The sequence below is a fragment of the Sneathia vaginalis genome, from assembly GCF_000973085.1.
Classification (GTDB): domain Bacteria; phylum Fusobacteriota; class Fusobacteriia; order Fusobacteriales; family Leptotrichiaceae; genus Sneathia; species Sneathia vaginalis.
Genome location: NZ_CP011280.1, coordinates 848,169 through 866,340 on the forward strand (window position 1 = coordinate 848,169; position 18,172 = coordinate 866,340).

General features: G+C 28.4%; 18 protein-coding genes, 1 tRNA gene and 1 pseudogene. 2 read left to right on the forward strand and 18 right to left on the reverse strand.

The features are described from left to right. Positions 1-57 precede the first annotated feature (57 nt). From VC03_RS04260 to VC03_RS04300, 9 genes and pseudogenes are all read right to left on the reverse strand, one after another. Positions 58-909 (reverse strand): TlpA disulfide reductase family protein, encoded by an 852-nt coding sequence (locus VC03_RS04260; protein WP_046328815.1) that lies wholly within the window; start codon positions 907-909, stop codon positions 58-60. A gap of 8 nt (positions 910-917) precedes the next feature. Next, positions 918-2,153 carry a hypothetical protein gene (locus VC03_RS04265; protein ID WP_046328816.1) on the reverse strand — a complete coding sequence of 412 codons (1,236 nt, stop codon included), beginning with the start codon at positions 2,151-2,153 and terminating at the stop codon, positions 918-920. Next, the gene (gene metG / locus VC03_RS04270; protein ID WP_046328817.1) at positions 2,150-4,021 is read right to left on the reverse strand and encodes a methionine--tRNA ligase; all 1,872 of its coding nucleotides are present in this window, start codon (positions 4,019-4,021) and stop codon (positions 2,150-2,152) included. Before metG ends, VC03_RS04265 begins: the two co-directional genes overlap by 4 nt. Before the next feature lie 9 nt (positions 4,022-4,030). After that, positions 4,031-4,489, reverse strand: coding sequence for a tRNA (cytidine(34)-2'-O)-methyltransferase (locus VC03_RS04275; protein ID WP_046328818.1), 459 nt, complete (start codon positions 4,487-4,489; stop codon positions 4,031-4,033). A gap of 9 nt (positions 4,490-4,498) precedes the next feature. After that, positions 4,499-5,065 (reverse strand): crossover junction endodeoxyribonuclease RuvC, encoded by a 567-nt coding sequence (gene ruvC, locus VC03_RS04280; protein WP_046328819.1) that lies wholly within the window; start codon positions 5,063-5,065, stop codon positions 4,499-4,501. A 63-nt stretch (positions 5,066-5,128) separates the two neighbouring features. Beyond that, on the reverse strand, positions 5,129-6,283 hold the full coding sequence (locus tag VC03_RS04285; RefSeq protein ID WP_046328820.1) for a MalY/PatB family protein: 1,155 nt from the start codon (positions 6,281-6,283) through the stop codon (positions 5,129-5,131). Between the two features lie 4 nt (positions 6,284-6,287). Further along, complete coding sequence (locus tag VC03_RS04290) at positions 6,288-7,181, reverse strand: LysR family transcriptional regulator (protein ID WP_046328821.1); 894 nt, start codon at positions 7,179-7,181, stop codon at positions 6,288-6,290. Position 7,182: 1 nt separating this feature from the next. Next, positions 7,183-7,874 (reverse strand): annotated as a pseudogene (locus VC03_RS06940) (NAD-dependent protein deacylase). Positions 7,875-7,899: 25 nt separating this feature from the next. Next, positions 7,900-7,976: transfer RNA gene (locus tag VC03_RS04300), tRNA-Met, on the reverse strand. A 155-nt stretch (positions 7,977-8,131) separates the two neighbouring features. On the opposite strand from VC03_RS04300, the gene VC03_RS04305 reads away from it, so the two are divergent. Beyond that, the gene (locus VC03_RS04305) at positions 8,132-8,530 is read left to right on the forward strand and encodes a thioesterase family protein (protein ID WP_046328822.1); all 399 of its coding nucleotides are present in this window, start codon (positions 8,132-8,134) and stop codon (positions 8,528-8,530) included. Continuing rightward, the gene (typA, locus tag VC03_RS04310) at positions 8,530-10,353 is read left to right on the forward strand and encodes a translational GTPase TypA (RefSeq protein WP_046328823.1); all 1,824 of its coding nucleotides are present in this window, start codon (positions 8,530-8,532) and stop codon (positions 10,351-10,353) included. Before VC03_RS04305 ends, typA begins: the two co-directional genes overlap by 1 nt. Before the next feature lie 15 nt (positions 10,354-10,368). On the opposite strand, the gene VC03_RS04315 is transcribed toward typA, so the two are convergent. From VC03_RS04315 to mreB, 9 genes are read right to left on the reverse strand one after another with little or no spacing between them, the layout of a single operon-like run. After that, positions 10,369-11,073 (reverse strand): GH25 family lysozyme, encoded by a 705-nt coding sequence (locus VC03_RS04315; protein ID WP_046328824.1) that lies wholly within the window; start codon positions 11,071-11,073, stop codon positions 10,369-10,371. Then, on the reverse strand, positions 11,070-12,344 hold the full coding sequence (gene serS / locus VC03_RS04320) for a serine--tRNA ligase (RefSeq protein WP_046328825.1): 1,275 nt from the start codon (positions 12,342-12,344) through the stop codon (positions 11,070-11,072). Before serS ends, VC03_RS04315 begins: the two co-directional genes overlap by 4 nt. A gap of 9 nt (positions 12,345-12,353) precedes the next feature. Further along, the gene (locus VC03_RS04325; protein WP_046328826.1) at positions 12,354-12,974 is read right to left on the reverse strand and encodes a hypothetical protein; all 621 of its coding nucleotides are present in this window, start codon (positions 12,972-12,974) and stop codon (positions 12,354-12,356) included. Continuing rightward, the gene (gene whiA / locus VC03_RS04330) at positions 12,928-13,812 is read right to left on the reverse strand and encodes a DNA-binding protein WhiA (RefSeq protein WP_052727700.1); all 885 of its coding nucleotides are present in this window, start codon (positions 13,810-13,812) and stop codon (positions 12,928-12,930) included. Before whiA ends, VC03_RS04325 begins: the two co-directional genes overlap by 47 nt. Beyond that, complete coding sequence (locus VC03_RS04335) at positions 13,802-15,163, reverse strand: MATE family efflux transporter (RefSeq protein ID WP_046328827.1); 1,362 nt, start codon at positions 15,161-15,163, stop codon at positions 13,802-13,804. The genes whiA and VC03_RS04335 overlap by 11 nt, the downstream gene beginning before the upstream one ends. Positions 15,164-15,214: 51 nt before the next feature. Then, positions 15,215-15,712: a PTS sugar transporter subunit IIA gene (locus VC03_RS04340; RefSeq protein WP_046328828.1), complete on the reverse strand. Its 498-nt coding sequence runs from the start codon at positions 15,710-15,712 to the stop codon at positions 15,215-15,217. Between the two features lie 60 nt (positions 15,713-15,772). Then, positions 15,773-16,717: an O-antigen ligase family protein gene (locus VC03_RS04345; RefSeq protein ID WP_046328829.1), complete on the reverse strand. Its 945-nt coding sequence runs from the start codon at positions 16,715-16,717 to the stop codon at positions 15,773-15,775. Continuing rightward, a complete protein-coding gene (dut, locus tag VC03_RS04350) occupies positions 16,698-17,126 on the reverse strand; it encodes a dUTP diphosphatase (protein WP_046328830.1) in 429 nt (142 codons plus the stop codon). The genes VC03_RS04345 and dut overlap by 20 nt, the downstream gene beginning before the upstream one ends. Next, positions 17,126-18,163, reverse strand: a complete 1,038-nt coding sequence (mreB, locus tag VC03_RS04355; protein WP_046328831.1) for a rod shape-determining protein — start codon at positions 18,161-18,163, stop codon at positions 17,126-17,128. The genes dut and mreB overlap by 1 nt, the downstream gene beginning before the upstream one ends. Positions 18,164-18,172: the final 9 nt, after the last annotated feature.

The window sequence follows — 18,172 nt, forward strand, 5'->3', positions numbered from 1 at the left end:
TAGATTATCTAATACCTATTTAAAGCAACAAAAAAGGTGTAAAAAAATTTTTACACCTTATTTAACCTTAAATTCATCATTTCCAATAAAGCCATTTGTAAATAAATTATCTTTAACTTCTAGTACACTAGGTATCCACTTTAGGTTAAATCTACTCTTTATTTCATCGTTTAAGATATAGTAAACATTAGATTTACCCTTAGAATAATCTAGATATTCTTCATAAGTATACTTAGTTGGTTGTATCAAATAGATTAACTTTCTATTGCCCTTTATTTTTTTTAGTCTTTCATATTCTTTTACACAATCAGAACACCAAGGTGCACCGTAGATTATTAAAGTATTGCTAGAGACTATATCTAATAATCTATACTCTTTTTCCTTATCATCCTTTACCTTAATATCTTGTAATTTTTCTCTAACAGCTTTATCAATATTTAATTTTTCATGATTATAGAAAGTCTTAGTAGTGAAATATTCATCATCTAGCTCTACTATATTATTCTTTTCACCATCATACTTGTATATCATAGGCACATATTTAATACCCATATAATTTGCCATATCACCATTATTGTCATAGTAAACTTCATAATTATATCCATTATTTTTGAAATATTCTTCTATTTTTTCTTTTGTTTCATTTGGATATATTACACTCACAATATTTGCCATATCCTTATACTTATTCTTTATTTCTTGCATATGCTTAAATTCAGATACACAAACATGACAATATATAGAGCCATATACAATATATTTATTTTTTAGTTTATTGTAATCTAAATCATTTACAATTTTATTTCCATTTTCCACCACTTTATTTTCTATCATACATTTATTCCCGCTACATTCATTAGAAAATGAAAATACAGAAAATATTGTAAATAATAATAAAATTTTTTTCATATTCACTCTCACTTATACATTTTTAATATATTCGTATAGCAAGCAATGTTTTTATCATTTTTAGATAATTCTAATAAACAGCTTGCTGCTAACTTAGGATTTGTAATCCACATATTCAATGCTATTCTCTTTTTTTCTAGCTTGTCTTTTGATAAATCATATCTCATCTTTAATATGATATATTCATTTTCTCCAGTATAATTCTTTGTTAATTTTAGAAATTCTTTTTCTTTTCCTATCTTCTTTGCTATATCCGATAATCTATATACTACATAGTCTATATCAAACCCATAACTATATGCCTTCAAATATTCATTATACGCAGTTTTTAAGTCTTTGTAATAATAGTCAAAATCTGCAATATATATACAATTTTTAGGATTATCATCTACATTTGATAAAATATAGTTAATATTTGATATATTACCTGATTCTACACAATTTGAAAGTAAAATTGCATAGGCCCTTTTTGCATACTTATTCATCTTATCTAACAATTCTACACTAGGATTGTCTATCTTATTAACACTAACATATTCTTCTATTGCAGGTCCAAAATTCATACTAACTAATTTGTTTAAAATTTGATTTGACACTACACTATCCTTATCCAAGGTAAGGTATTTTATAAACAAAGCCGTTTTATCATTCTTTTCTATATCGTCTTTTAAGACATCATAAACAATTTCATAGTCTACAGGATAATTAATAACGAAGTTTTTAAATTTTTCTTTTTCATCATCACTCGCTTTTTTATCCTTCATCTTGTTATATATCTCTTCAACTTCAAAAAACTCATCCTTATTTTTATCCAACACCTTATATATATATTCATCACTCTTAACATTACACTTAGTAAGTATGTTATATGCCTTTTTAAATTCAAAATTATAGTAATACTGCTCATATAAAGCCTTTATAGCAAGCACATTACCACTATCTTTTGCCTTTACAAAGTCCTTGTTTATATAATAATCATAACCCAAACACTTATCTTTTTTTGTACTATAAAACTTAACTAATTCATCATACTCTAGTAGATTATTCACCACCTTGTATAATAAATCATCACTAGGGTTTTGAGAATACGCCTTATCAAAGTATTTGATATAGTCTTTATCTCCATTATATAAAGAAATTATACCACTTTCTATATAATCTAAATATTTCCCTTCCCTATTATTAAAGTCAAAACATGACATACATAAAAGTAATAAAAGAGAAATAAATATCTTTTTTATCATTTCACTTTAGCACCAACTTTTACTTCATCAGAAATTTCTATAAGTCTAACATTCTTTTTTTGTTCTGTTGTAAGTAACATACCTTGAGAAATGTTACCTACTAACTTAACTGGTTCTAGATTTAAAACTGCCAAGACTTTTTTACCAACTAACTTTTTAGGTTCTTTGTAATAATGCTTTATACCTGATAATATTTGTCTTTTTTCCTTACCAGTATCAACTATGAACTTAAGTAATCTGTCTGATGATTCTACTTCACTAACTTTCAATATTTCAACAACAGATATTTTTACCTTAGAAAAATCATCTATATTTATTGCATCTTGTATTTTTAATTCATCATCAAATTCTTTTTCTTTCTTTTCAATACGTGGGAATATGGGGCTAGCATTTCCTATCTTAGTATTAGGCATATAGTCACCAATTTCATATATATTTGTCTTAATATCTACAACACCTAATTGATTTAGCATTTTTTTGCTTGAATCAATTAATACTGGAGAAACTAAATAACTGCACTTGTATATCATATCAAATAGTGTATACATTACTGTTCTTAGTCTATCAAGATTATTTTCTTTAAATAAGTTCCATGGCATAGTTTCGTCTATGTACTTATTCATTCTAGATATTAACTTCCATATAGATTCTAGTGCCTTAGAAAAGTTTGCTTCTTCCACCTTAGAATATACATCTTTTAATACTTCGTTATATAGTTCATATATACCATTTTCTATTTCTGTTCTTTCTCCTGATTCTTTAACTACTTCTCCAAAGTATTTCTTTTGCATACCTAGTGTTCTATTTAATAAATTACCTAAGTCATTAGCTAAATCTGCATTTATTCTTAATACCATTTGGTTTTCTGAATAGTCTGCATCTTGTCCTAGTGTAGATTCACGCAATAGGAAGTATCTAAAGGCATCTACACCATATTTTTCTACTTCTTCTATAGGATCTACTACATTACCTAAAGACTTACTCATCTTCTCACCATTAACTGTCCACCAACCATGTGCAACTATATGGTCAGGTAACTTTATACCAGCTGACATTAACATTGCAGGCCATATTATTGCATGGAATCTTAAAATATCTTTACCAACAAAGTGATAAATATCTCCATTATTCCAAACATGATTGAAATATTCTTCATCTGTTCCATATTTTGCACCTGTTAAATAGTTAGTTAATGCATCAAACCAAACATATACTATATGATTCTTTTCTTCTGTAAGATTAATTGGTATACCCCAATTAAATGATGTTCTTGAAATAGATAAGTCTTGTAACCCTTGGTTTATAAACGCAATCAATTCATTTTTTCTTTGTTTTGGTATAATGAAATCATCGTGTTCTTCATAGTATTTAAGTAACTTATCTGCATATTTTGATAGTCTAAAGAAATATGATGGTTCAGATACTTCTATTACTTCCTTACCCATATATTTCCCATCAACTAATTGACTTTCAGTTACAAATGTTTCTTCTGATACACAGTATTTTCCCTTATACTCACCTAAGTATATATCACCATTATCATAAACTTTTTGTAGTATCTTTTGCACTGTATCTATATGTCTTTGTTCTGTTGTTCGTATAAAGTCATCATTTGATATAGATAAAGCCTTCCATAAATCAATGAAATCTTTTGACATTTTATCTACCCATTGTTGTGGTGTCACCTTATTTTTCTCTGCTGATTCTTGTATTTTTTGTCCATGTTCATCAGTACCTGTTAAAAATTTAACTTCTTGTCCGTATAATCTTTCATATCTTGCAAGTGTATCACACAATATTGTTGTATATGCTGTTCCTATATGTGCCTTTGCATTTGGATAGTATATAGGTGTTGTTATGTATTTCATGTATCCTCCTTAGTTATAAAAATTAAAGTTTGTTTGTCTATATGCTTCATATAAAATAATTGCTACCGAATTAGAAAGATTTAATGATCTTCCCAAAGGTAACATAGGTATTGTTATACATCTTTCTGGATTTTCCATTAATATGTCCTCAGGTATACCCCTTGATTCAGGACCAAACATAATAAAATCATCTTGATTAAACTTGACGTCTGTATAGCGAGTATCAGTCTTAGTTGTAGCATAAAATATTCTACATCCCTTATTATTTTCTAAAAATTCTTCAAAACTTTCCCATACAAATAATTGGACATCATGCCAATAATCAAGTCCTGCTCTTTTTATTTTCTTTTCATCTAATTCAAATCCTAATGGTTTTATTAAATGTAGTTCTGAATTAGTTAATACACAAGTACGACCAATATTTCCTGTATTATACGGAATTTCTGGTTGGTATAAAACGATACGCATTTTTTCTCCTTATTTCTTATTCATTAGTAGCTTATATTCCTCTAAGCTGATTTTTTGTCCAGATTTAAAATTATTCTTTCTAACTCTAGCCCCTGTTGTAGTCGGGATATTCCTATTATTTATGTGTGTTATAGCTATTGCAATTGCATCTGCTGCATCATCTGGTTTGGGTATTTCATCTAAATTTAATATCATTTTTACAGTTTCTTGTATTTGCTTTTTAGTTGCTCTACCATATGATGTAACTCCCATTTTCACCTGTAATGGCGTATAATCAAATATATCTAAACCATTCATTTGGCAAGCTAGAACTATTACACCCCTTGCTTGTCCTACTTTTATTACAGTCTTTTGATTTTTAAAAAAGTATAATTCTTCAATTGCAACTTCTCTTGGCTTATATAATTTAATAATCGTATCTAATCTTTGAAATATTATCTCCAATCTTCTGGGCATAGGTAAATCTTGTTCAGTAAATATACAACCATAATCAATTAGCTTGTACTTCCCATTTTCTATATCCAAAATTGAATACCCAACTATAGCTGTACCTGGATCTATACCCAATACTCTCATTAAAATCACCTCTTTGTATTATATCATAATACTATTTAAATGTATATATGAGTTAAAAAAAGCCTATCCCAAGGCTTTTAACATATTTTTTAACACTCTTTCTAATTTCTTTCTACTACAGGCTGCATTTAACCTAATGTAACCCTTTCCACTTTCTCCAAAGACACTACCCATAACTACCACTAAATTAGCCTTATTCACTAAAATGTCTTGCATTTGTTTTTCTGGTATACCAAGACTTCTAAGGTCTATAAAGCAAAGGTATGTTGCTTCTGGAATAAAGAATTTAACATTAGGTAAGTTTTCTTTTAAAAACTTATCTATGAATAATAGGTTTTGTTCTATATATTTTTTTAAGTTATCTCGCCATAATGTTGCCCCACTATGTGCTGCCATAATAGCTTCTATTGCTATAGCATTAGGTCTATATATATCTTTTTTTCTCCATTCATCAAAATATATACTAGCTTCTTCTTTGTTTCTTAAAACACATACACTTGCCTGTATTCCAGATAAGTTAAATGTTTTTGTACTAGATATGAAGGTAATTGTATTTTCATAATATTTTCTAAAAACATGGTGTTTGTTGTTAAATAAGGTTAAATCTGCGTGTATTTCATCTGATATAACCAGAACGTTATACTCCCTACAAATATTAGCAATCTTTTTTAATTCTTCACTTGTCCAAGATCTACCTAATGGATTATGAGGATTACATATTATTATCACCTTAACATCACGTATTTTTCTATAAAAATCATCAAAATCTATTACAAACTTACCATTTTCATTTTTTAGCTCGCTTATTACAATATCTCTATTGGTATTTCCTACTATTCTTTTAAATGAAGCATATACAGGTTCAAATATTAATATCTTATCATGTTCTTTTGTAAATGTTTCTATTACAACTCTCATACCTGATATTACACCAGGGCAGTGCACCATACAATCTACATCAAATTTAAAGTCATAATTTTTTTCATACCAAGTCACATAAGATTCAAAATATTTTTTAGGTCTACTTGTATAGCCTAATATCCCCTTATTAACCTTATCTATTATTGCCTTTTTAATGCAATCTGCTGTTTTAAATTCCATATCAGCAACAGATAATATATCTAAGTCTTTTCTTTTGTATAAGTCAAATGCTTCATCATATTTTGAGGAATTTGTATCTTCCCTATTAACTATCTCATCAAAATTAAATTCTTCCATATTCTTACACTTTCTTAATATCTTTTAGTGAACTTCTAATATCTATTTTTCTAACAAATGACACAAAATCTGTTATCAAATCATTAGTTGTATTATCTCTCATATACATAATTTGAAACTTATTATAGCTCTTTGTAAATCTATACATTACTTTAAATTCGTTATACTTTAAATTTTCATGTACGCAATAATATGGTAATACAGCATATCCAACACCCATTTTTACTAATCTTTTGGTTGTTTCTATACTACCATTTACATTCATTATCTTTTCAATATTTATCCCAATTTTTTCTTCAAATTTATTTATATATAGCAATGTTTGTTCTGCATTACGCTTTAGATAATATATATTATTTAAATCTTCATAATTTTCAATTTCATTTGGTGCTATTATTACAAAAGGATAATCATCTGTATTAATTACCCTTATACTATCGTCTTTAATATACAAGTCTTCCGTTATTATTACATCTAACTTACCTTCTTTTAAGTATTTGTATAAGGTTGCTGAGTTTTTTACAAATATATCTAATTCAACATTAGGTCTTAATTGTAAATACTTTTTAACTATCGTAGGTAGTATAGGTTCACCAACATTATGTGTTGCACCGATTAATATCTTCTTTTTTTGTTCAGTTATTAATCTTTTCATAACACATTCCATTCTATCTACTCTCTCAAAAATATCTTGAGCCATTTTGAATAAATTTTGACCTTCTATTGTTAATTTAAAAGATTTTGAATTTCTTTCAATTAGTTGAACATCCATACTTTGTTCTAGTTTCTTTATTTGTATAGATACTGCTGATTGACTAATGTATAACTTCTGACTTGCCTTTGTAAAGCTTTTAGCAAGACACGCTTCATAAAACACCTTCAAACTATTGAGATCCACACTATTCACCTAACACTTTCTCTATATCATCATATATGACTAAGTCTGCAATATAGTCCATATTAGTTTTAGTCATATTTATTAACACTAACTTTCTTCCATTAAAGTATCTAATATATCCTGCTGCAGGATATACTGATAATGATGTCCCAGCTACTATTAACACATCTGCATTTTGTATATATTTAATCGCTCTACTACTTGATGTATAGTCTAACATTTCACCATATAGGGTAATATCTGGTCTAATTACACCACCACAACTACATCTACTAATACCCTTATCTTTCATTACATCATATATGGTATATTTTTTCTTACACTTTATACAATATTGACGATACAAGCTACCATGTAACTCTATTACATTTTTAGTACCTGCAAGTTGGTGTAAGTTGTCAATATTCTGTGTAATAACTGCCTTAACTTACCCATTTTTTCTAATTTTGTAAGAAACATATGAGCTTTATTAGGCTTTGCATCAAGATAAACTAAATTTTTCTTATAGAACTCTGAAAAACCTTCTTTATCTTCATTGAAATAATCTATACTCAAAAGATATTCAGGATTTTTGGAATACAATCCGTTACTTGATCTAAAATCTGGTATACCTGATGGAACAGACACTCCTGCTCCTCCAAAAAACACAATATTATCACTTTCATCTATGATTTTTTTTAGCCGTGTATCCAACTTTCATCCTTTCTGTAAAAAAAAATGGTGCCTAAGATCAGGGTCGAACTGATAACCTTACGGGTATGAACCGTATGCTCTAACCAGTTGAGCTACCTAGGCGCCTTTTTTTGAACAATACTATACTATCAAATTAAAAAAAGTTTGTCAAGCACTTTTTTTCGACCTTACGTATAGTATAATCTTTTTTTTGTAATTTGACAATATATAGTCTTTAATGTTACAATTTTAGTTAGTTCGTTAGAAGGTGATATTAAATGAAAAACATATTAATTGGTTCAATTTTAAAAAAAGATATGATAGTAACTGAAAATGATTTAGCAACTATTTGGGGTTCTGGAAAGGCAAAAGTTTATGCAACACCTTGCATGATTTCCTTTATGGAATTAACATCTACTGAATTAATTGATCAATTTTTAGAAAATGATGAAATTACTGTTGGTACTATGGTAAATATTCGTCACCTAAAAGCAAGTCCTGTTGGGGCAAAGATAACTTGCAGAGCAGAAATTACTTCTGTTAATGGAAGATTAATTAACCTTAATGTAGACTGCTATATGAATGATGATATATTAATAGGTACAGGTACTCATCAAAGATGTATCGTAGAAAAAGAAAAATTTGAAAATAAATGCTATAACAAAAAGGAGATATAATGCAAAAGATAAAAAATATAGCGATAATAGCTCACGTTGACCATGGTAAAACAACATTAGTCGATGCACTATTACGCCAATCAGGAACTTTTTCAAGTCATCAAAAAGTTGAAGAAAGAGTTATGGATAATAACGACCTTGAAAGAGAAAGAGGTATTACAATATTCTCAAAAAATGCCTCTATACATTATAAGGACTATAAGATAAACATAGTTGATACTCCAGGACATGCTGATTTTGGTGGTGAAGTACAAAGAATTTTAAAAATGGTAGATTCTGTACTTTTACTTGTAGACGCTTTTGAAGGTGTTATGCCTCAAACAAAATACGTACTAAAACAAGCATTAGATCATGGATTATGCCCTATTGTTGTAATAAATAAGATTGATAGACCACACTGTACACCAGAAGAAATTGTTAACAACGTCTTTGACTTATTTGTCGAACTAGGTGCTAATGAAAAACAATTAGACTTCCCTATAGTCTACACTAGTGCAAAAATGGGAATCTCAAAGCTTGATTTAAATAGTGATCATAGTGATATGAAAGACTTATTTGAAACAATCTTAAAATATGCAAATGATCCATCTGGTGATGAAAATAAACCCTTACAAATGCAAATTATGAATACTGAGTATGATGATTATGTTGGGAAACTTGGAACAGGTAGAATATATAATGGGAAAATATCAAGAAACCAAGAAGTTGCCATTGTTAAAAGAAATGGTGATGTAGTAAAAGCTAAAATAGGAAGAATCTATACATATGAAGGACTAAAAAGAGTAGAAACTGAAACTGCAACTTGTGGTGAAATTATTACCATTGCAGGTATAGACCATATAGATATAGGGGAAACTATTTGTGATAAAGATAATGTTAAGGCTTTACCTTTAATAGAAATTGATGAACCTACTTTATCAATGACATTTATGGTTAATTCTTCACCTTTTGCAGGTCGTGATGGTAAGTTCATTACTTCAAGAAATATACTAGAAAGACTACAAAAAGAAGTAAGCCATAATGTAAGTATGAGATTAGAATTAACAAATAGTGCTGATGCCTTTATTGTAAAAGGTAGAGGTGAATTACAATTATCTATACTACTTGAAAATATGAGAAGAGAAGGATATGAAGTTGCTGTTTCAAGACCACAAGTTATCTACAAACAAATTAATGGTGAAAAATGTGAACCTATAGAACTTGTTACAGTAGATGTTAACAGTGATTTTAGTGGTGTTGTTATAGAAAAGCTTGGTTTGAGAAAAGGTGAGTTAATAAGTATGACACCTAATAATGATGGATATACTAGACTAGAATTTAAAGTTCCATCACGTGGATTATTAGGATTTACTAATGAATTCTTAACTGAAACTAAGGGTACTGGTATACTAAATCATACTTTCCTTGAATATGAAAAGTATAAGGGAGATATAGCTACTGGTAAAAAAGGTGCATTAATTGCAATAGAAGCTGGTGTTTGTTATGCATATGCATTAAATAACCTTCAACCAAGAGGTATACTATTTGTTGAACCTGGTGATGAAGTTTATGAAGGTATGGTAGTTGGTGAACATACAAAAGATAATGATCTTGTTGTAAATACATGTAAGAGTAAGAAATTAACTAACATGAGAGCAGCAGGTTCAGATGACAATGTTAATCTAGCTCCTGCTAAAAAGTTCACACTTGAATTAGCACTAGAATATATTTCAGATGATGAATTAGTTGAAATAACACCTAATCATTTGAGATTGAGAAAGAGAATACTATCTGAACTTGAAAGAAGAAAACATAGAAATCAATTAAGTAGAGAAGAAATTTAAAAAATACAGGCAAGTCTATTTTGCCTGTATTTTATTAATGTATAAATTCATATCGTTATATCTCAAAACGTTTTTATCCGTAAAGCCATCTATACCGTCTACTCTTCCACGATTAGAATACTGCCATATTATCCATCTTTTACTTTCTTTTATTTTAGGGTAATTCTTTATATCTCTTATCCATAAAGGATTATCTTCCAACTCACCCTTTAGAAAATTATTATATGACTTATAGTCCGTATAGATTATAACTCTCTTGTTATATTTTTCTTCTAATAAGTCTATCATTTCTTTTAATTCTGCTATTACTCTATCCTTATCATATTTTCTTGAGATTTCTACATCTATTATTGGTGGAAAGCTATCACTTACAATAGGTACTTTGGACATATAGTATAATGCTTGATCTCTTCCACTAGATAACATTGAGAAAAAATGATATGCACCTACCTTAAATCCATTTAATTGGGCTTTATTCCAATTATATAGAAAGTCTGTATCCATAAAATCTTTTCCTTCTGTTGCCTTCATTAAAACAAATTTGTAATTCTTGTCTACTTTTGTCCAATTAATTCTTATTTGATGGTGAGAAATATCTATCCCATGAATTGGGTAATTACTTGCCCTCAAATCATTATGGTATAAAACCCCAGAAAACTCTAAGTTCGCCATTATTAGCATAATATTAATTATTACAAGGAATACTATAAACTTTTTCATTTAGAAATTACTTTTTGTCCTCCCATATATGGTACTAATGCATCAGGTATAACTATACTTCCATCTTCTTGTTGATAATTTTCCATTATTGCTACTACAGTTCTTCCAACAGCAAGTCCTGATCCATTTAATGTGTGTACAAAATAGCTCTTTTTATCGTCTTTTGCTCTATATTTTATCATTGCTCTTCTTGCTTGGAAGTCTTCAGTATTTGAGCATGATGAAATTTCTCTATATTTATTTTGACTAGGAACCCATACTTCTATATCATATGTCTTAGCTGCAGAGAATCCTAAATCTCCACTACATAATGTAATTACTCTATAAGGTAAATTCAATTTTTGTAGTATATGTTCTGCACAGTTAACCATATGTTCTAATTCTTCATATGAATTCTTAGGATGTGCAATTTTAACCATTTCTACCTTATTAAATTGGTGTTGTCTAATTAATCCTTTTAAATCTTTTCCACCTGCACCTGCTTCTTTTCTAAAACAAGCTGTAAATCCACATATGTATTTTGGTAATTCATCTTCTTCTAAAATTTCTTGATTAAATAGATTAGTCAATGTAACTTCAGCTGTTGGGATTAAGAATAATTCTTCTCCTTCTATCTTATACATATCGTCTTCAAATTTAGGTAATTGACCTGTACCTGTCATTATTTCTCTTTTTGCCATTTGTGGTGTCATTATTTCTGTGAATCCATGTTCATTAGTATGTGTATCTAGCATAAAGTTAATTAATGCTCTTTCTAATCTTGCAGCTTGTTTTTTGTATACTGTAAATCTTGATCCTGCAAGTTTTGATCCTCTTTCAAAATCTAATATATCTAGTGCAACACCTAATTCGTCATGTGTTTTAATTGGAAAATCAAATTTACGAGGTGTACCCCATCTTCTAACTTCTACATTTTCATCTTCATCCTTACCGAATGGAACTGAACTATGTAATTTATTAGGTATTCTGTATAGTAGATAGTTTAATTTTTCTTCAACCTTAGCTAAGTTTTCATCTAAACTCTTTATACTATCACCTATTGTTTGCATTTCTTTTAATAGTTCGCTTGCGTCTTTCTTTTCTCTTTTTAATTTTCCTATTAAAGTACTTGATTCATTTCTCTTATTCTTTAATGCTTCAACTTCACCTAGTATTTCTCTTCTTTTCTTATCCAAGTCTAATACTACATCTAAATCAAAATCACTGTTTCTAGCTTTTAAAAATTTCTTTACTTCGTCACTATTTTCTCTTATATACTTTAAGTCTAACATAATATACCCCTATTTCATTAAATTTTTATATATACTCTTTTTTTCTATACTCATATTATCATCACCTAATATATCTAACTTTCCAAACTTTTTGGTATATATTAGGACATATAACGCTGAAGCATTTTTTAAAAATAGCTTTTTTTGCTCAGCACTTACATAACCAGGATATGAATATGTGAAATATCCTATTAAATTTCTTAATAGAAATTCTTCATATCCAATTTCGTTAGATATACACTCAAACAAATATGTTTTAATCAATTTATTCTCGTCACAGGATATATATGACAAATCATATAGTAGTTGTAATAAAGTTTTAGGATCTCTTATCATTAGTTCATTTGCTAATTGTAAACTATGATACTTATCTGTATTAACTAAACTACGAAATAGTCTATCATATATTGTATCTGTATCTAACTTTGTTAATCTTTTTATCTTTTTATATTTTTTAACTACACAGTCTTTTTGATTCTTTTCTGCAAGTTCTTGTTCACCAAAATATATTAATTCAAAAATATATGAAGGTTCTAAGACTTCTACAGTTAAGTCCTTTTTTACCCTATAATATGTCGGCTTTTCATTTTTTAAAATATATTTTTGCATTATTTGCTTCAAGTTCTTCATATATTTCTTTTAGCCTCCTAAATCTATTTCTTATACCAGATTTTGTAATATTTAATTTTTCTGCTAATTCTGATAATGATAAGTCCTCATTTTCTAATCTAATTATTGCAACTTCTCTTAGTGCATTATTTAAATTTTCAAGTCCTACACTATCTTTTATCTTATTTATCATCCTTATTTGTTCAGTAGCAGTTGCAATTTTTTTCGTTTCATTAGCAATTTCATAATTCATATTTCTTGTTATCTTTAATGATATCTCCTTGTTTATTGTAGTATCTTGATAACTAAAAAATGTATTTACTGCTCCAAATATGACTAATAAGTCAAGTATGTCTTCATTATTTCTAATATATACAATATTTTTTTCTTTTTTCTTAGATAAAAATACTTTCTTATCCATTTTTTTAAGTTGGTCATACACCATATTTGCTACTCTATCATTATCTAGAAAAAAATCCATAGAATAACCTTTTTGTGGATCTTTAACATAACCATTACCTAGGAATATGCCTTTTAATAACCAGATATCATCTATATCAGTAGAGAATAAGTTATTAGTATCTTTTAACTGTATATTATACATATTATGACTTGTAATCTTATCACTTTTAATATAGCTAAAATTAAATTCTAAATCCTTTAATTTTTTTATATCCTCTAAAACTCTTTTAGCAATATAGCTTATTTCAGTTTTAAAATTAACTTCTTCCTTTATTATACCATCTTTTGATAGAAAAATTCCATATAATTCTGAAATTATTTCTTTTTCTGTTAAAGGTTGTATTAAAAGCATTTCTTTTTTTATCTTTGTTGAAAAAGATATTATATTATCTTGCATATTTTATTCCTGATTCCCACTTAATTCTATATATTATTATAATAAAGAAAATTGCTGCTACTACATTTGAAAATAGGTTACCATAAAATACTGAATAATATGATAAGTATTTTTGCGTACATAGTATAAAGACATATCTAAATAACCATATTCTAAGAAAACTCATTATTAATGGTACTGTTGTTCTACCTAGGGCATTAAATATTGCTTGGCATATCATAAATATACCATATGGTAGTATAGAATAAGTGTAAATCTTTAATGCTGAGTCAGCTACATTCAATACTTTTTCATGTGATGTAAATAGTAGTGTTAACTTAGTAACATTCGGTATTATTATACCTAAAGTTACAAGTGCAATTATTGTTGCAATTGTTAACCCTATCTTATATATCTTCTTAGCTTTTTCCTTATTACCCACTCCTATATTCAAACTTACCATAGTTGTAACTGTTGTACTTATACATGATGGTAGTTGGAAGCATAAACTGTTTATATTACTTGCTATACCAAGACCAGCTATAACTATTGCTCCATACTTACTTATTTCCATATTAATTAGTAAGAATCCTAAGTTTATCATCATATAGCTTATCATTGATGGTATCCCTATTTTTATCAATGTCTTTATTATTGAAAAACGGAATCTATAATCATTAATGTTTAATTGATATTCATATTTTTTTAAGAATAAGTCATAATACATCCAAAAGCTTACTACTATATATGCAGATAATGAAGCAAATACTGCCCCCTTTATATCCAATCTTAATAATTCTAGGAATATGAAGTTAAAGAATACTTTCAATATTAAAAGAACTACCATTCTACAAAACGATGCTTCTGGATTACCAGTTCCATCTTTAATAGAATTAAATATTGACGCCATAAATTGAAAAGGTATTACTAATGAATATAGCGATAGATATAGGTATACATCATTAGTCATATCTTTTGTTACTGTTGTTGATATATATGATGCAACAAATAGGCTAACTGGAATTAGAACTATACCACAAAATATCCCAAACACTAAAACCTGTAAGGATATTTTTTTTACTTCTTTTACATCTCCTTTACCTGCCATTTGACCTACCATTGCCATTGCTGCAACACCTAATCCTTGTGATAGACCTAACATAATGTTTATAGTAGGTTGTGAATAAGTTATTGCACCAGTTCTTTCTGGACCTATTATATGATTTAAGTATAGTCCATCAGTAAATGGTATCATGGCTTGTACTATTGCCATCATAATTGTTGGAATACTTAATAGAAAAAGTGTCTTTAGAACATTCCCTTCTAAAATTATTCTTCTTCTGTCTTCCATTGTTAATTCTCTGTATTTCAATATTTAAACTCCTTAATCTATAAAGGCATGCCTAAGCATGCCATAAAAATCTTATTTTTCTATTTCTATTATCTTTTCTTGTCCTGCATGCACAGATTGACCTTCGTATTTTTGAATATTTTTGTATTCATCTGATTCTAAAACTATTACTGGTGATGTTACAGATGGTGCATTTTCTTTTAAGAATGCTAAATCATATTTAATTATACCATCTCCTGCTTTAACTTTGGTACCTGATTCAACTAATTGTTCAAATCCCTTACCATTTAATTTTACAGTATCTACACCTAAATGGACTAATATACTAACTCCATCACTTGATTCTAGAGTGAATGCATGTAATGTTGGAGTTATATCCACTACTCCATCCATAGGCGCTAACATAACGCCAGATTCTTTGGGTTCAATTGCAACACCGTCTCCTAGCATCTTTGATGCAAAAGTTTCATCCTTAACTGTGTCTAAAGGTACTACATCTCCTGTTATAGGTGCTATTAGAACTTTTTTTGTGTTTGTTTCTTTCTTTTTAAATAAATCAAAAAATCCCATATTTTTTTCTCCTTCGCAATGTATATTATTAATATTATCATATTTAGTATAATATATCAATTAGAATAATGTTAAAAATACTAGAGCTACTTGAGGCCAAAAAATTGTGTAATCTGCTAACCCATGTATCATAATTAAGGCTATAACCAATATTTTTTTCTTATTAAACTTAACTTCACTTATATTATACAATGCATAAACTAGTCCTATTAAGCCATAGCTTAATATATATTCTATTAATATATTATGCGAATGTGGATATACGTGTTTTGAATACTCATAAAAATACGTTGGTCCATGACCTAATAAAAATCCATGTGACATACCCTTTATTCCTAGCTGATATATCCATAGTCTTAAATCTAAATATTTACTTATAGTATCTGCCCTAACAAATGGCACTATACCTTTATAGACTAAATAAAAGTATATAAGCGAAATAATAAGTGCTATACTTCCTAATACTCTATTTTTATCAAGTAGTACTAAAGCATATGTTAGTATAAGGGAGACAAGTGCAAATCTAGAACCTGTTAATAGTAGTGCTATTATAAACACCAACAAGTACTTCCTATCATATTTTTTTATATGATAATATACTATTAATAAGGCAAGAAATGCTCCATAATAATTCGGATTAAAAAAGCTATATACACCAGCTCTCTCACGTAACAATAGCGATAATACTATTTCAACTACTGCCATATATGAACTATATCTCACAACCAAGTTATAGTCTATCCTATTTCTAATATACGAAACATAGAAAAAGGCAATTAATGCTATATCTACTAATATCCCTAAATAATTCCTATAATACACACAAATGGGTATATTGAATAAAAATAATAAATATATCTTTTTAAATTTTAAGTTATACCCCTTATACAAGGAATAACATAATATCATAATTAATAAAATAGTTGTAGCTATGTATGAAATTCCTAACACAACAGACAATAATAATATAAGTGTAGAAAGTATTTTATCTTCCTGTACTTCCAAATCCACCTTCACCTCTTACAGTTTCACTAAGTTCATCAACTTCATCAAATTGTTCCATAATATATGGCATAAATATAATTTGTGCAATTCTTTCACCATGCTTTATTACTTTTTCTTCTTTAGTATGATTGTGTAGAGGTACCATTATTTCTCCCCTATAATCACTATCAATTACTCCCACCTTATTTGCAGGTGCTAGACCTTTTTTTGTTGCTAGTCCACTTCTTGCAAAAACTAAACCTACCAAACCAGTTGGTATTTCCATACATATACCTGTATGTACTAATACAGTTTCAGATGGTGCTATTACTAAATCTTCATCTAATAAAGCATATAAGTCAGCTCCAGCTGAATATTTTGTCCCATATGTAGGCAATATAGCCCTTTTATCCATTCTCTTTATATTCATTAATTTTCCCTCATAAGTAAAGTTTTTAACAACGCCTTATTATCAAAAGCAAGTCCTGCTCCTACAACTACTGATTCCAATGGTTTTTCAGCAATTTTTACAGGAACTTTTGTTTTTTCTTCTATATATTTATCAAGATGCTTAATTAAAGCTCCTCCACCTGTTAGAACTATACCATTATCTAGTATATCTGCTGCTAATTCAGGAGGGCATTTACTTAATACTTCTTTTACACTATCTACCATAGATTCTATTGTTCTTCCTATAGCTTCTTGTACTTGATTTGCACTTATTTCTAATTCCATAGGTGTATTTGTAGATAAAGATCTTCCTTTTACAGGCATTTTAATATTTTCATCTTCGCTTAATTTTACAGCTGTTGCAAGTTCTTTTTTTATCTTTTCAGCAGTTCTATCACCTATTACTAAATTTAAATTAGTTTTTACATATCTTGCAATATCTTGATCTAGTGTATTACCTGCCATCTTTATTGACTTACTTGCTACTATTTCATTAAGTGATAATATCGCTATATCTGTTGATCCTCCCCCTATATCTATTACCATGCTTCCCATAGGTAGTGATATATTTACTCCAGAACCAATAATAGCTGCCCTACCTTCTTCGATTAGATAAACTCTTTTAGCTCCTCTAACAGATTCGAATAAAGCTCTTTTGTCTACTGTATTTACTTCTATTGGTATACATATCATAATATCAGGTTTAAATGGTGATACACCATAAACTTTTTTCATAAATTCACTTAACATATCACGTGCTGAATTATCATCTGATATTACTCCATCTTTTAGTGGCTTTATTACCTCAATAGAATCTGGATTCTTACCTAACATCTCTCTTGCTTCACGACCAACAGCAATAACCTTGTTTGTCTTCTTATCTCTAACTATTACTGATGGTTCATTTAATACTATTTTTCTTTTATGTCTATCATAAATTAATACATTAGATGTACCAAGATCTATTGCCAGATTCTTATTAACTCTAAAAAAATTAATAATCTTACTTAAACTCATATTTTTTCC

Coding starts and splice junctions, on each gene's coding strand:
- VC03_RS04260 (WP_046328815.1), bottom strand. CDS start 909: ATGAAAAAAATTTTATTATTATTTACAATATTTTCTGTATTTTCATTT.
- VC03_RS04265 (WP_046328816.1), bottom strand. CDS start 2,153: ATGATAAAAAAGATATTTATTTCTCTTTTATTACTTTTATGTATGTCA.
- metG (WP_046328817.1), bottom strand. CDS start 4,021: ATGAAATACATAACAACACCTATATACTATCCAAATGCAAAGGCACAT.
- VC03_RS04275 (WP_046328818.1), bottom strand. CDS start 4,489: ATGCGTATCGTTTTATACCAACCAGAAATTCCGTATAATACAGGAAAT.
- ruvC (WP_046328819.1), bottom strand. CDS start 5,065: ATGAGAGTATTGGGTATAGATCCAGGTACAGCTATAGTTGGGTATTCA.
- VC03_RS04285 (WP_046328820.1), bottom strand. CDS start 6,283: ATGGAAGAATTTAATTTTGATGAGATAGTTAATAGGGAAGATACAAAT.
- VC03_RS04305 (WP_046328822.1), top strand. CDS start 8,132: ATGAAAAACATATTAATTGGTTCAATTTTAAAAAAAGATATGATAGTA.
- typA (WP_046328823.1), top strand. CDS start 8,530: ATGCAAAAGATAAAAAATATAGCGATAATAGCTCACGTTGACCATGGT.
- VC03_RS04315 (WP_046328824.1), bottom strand. CDS start 11,073: ATGAAAAAGTTTATAGTATTCCTTGTAATAATTAATATTATGCTAATA.
- serS (WP_046328825.1), bottom strand. CDS start 12,344: ATGTTAGACTTAAAGTATATAAGAGAAAATAGTGACGAAGTAAAGAAA.
- VC03_RS04325 (WP_046328826.1), bottom strand. CDS start 12,974: ATGAAGAACTTGAAGCAAATAATGCAAAAATATATTTTAAAAAATGAA.
- whiA (WP_052727700.1), bottom strand. CDS start 13,812: ATGCAAGATAATATAATATCTTTTTCAACAAAGATAAAAAAAGAAATG.
- VC03_RS04340 (WP_046328828.1), bottom strand. CDS start 15,712: ATGGGATTTTTTGATTTATTTAAAAAGAAAGAAACAAACACAAAAAAA.
- dut (WP_046328830.1), bottom strand. CDS start 17,126: ATGAATATAAAGAGAATGGATAAAAGGGCTATATTGCCTACATATGGG.
- mreB (WP_046328831.1), bottom strand. CDS start 18,163: ATGAGTTTAAGTAAGATTATTAATTTTTTTAGAGTTAATAAGAATCTG.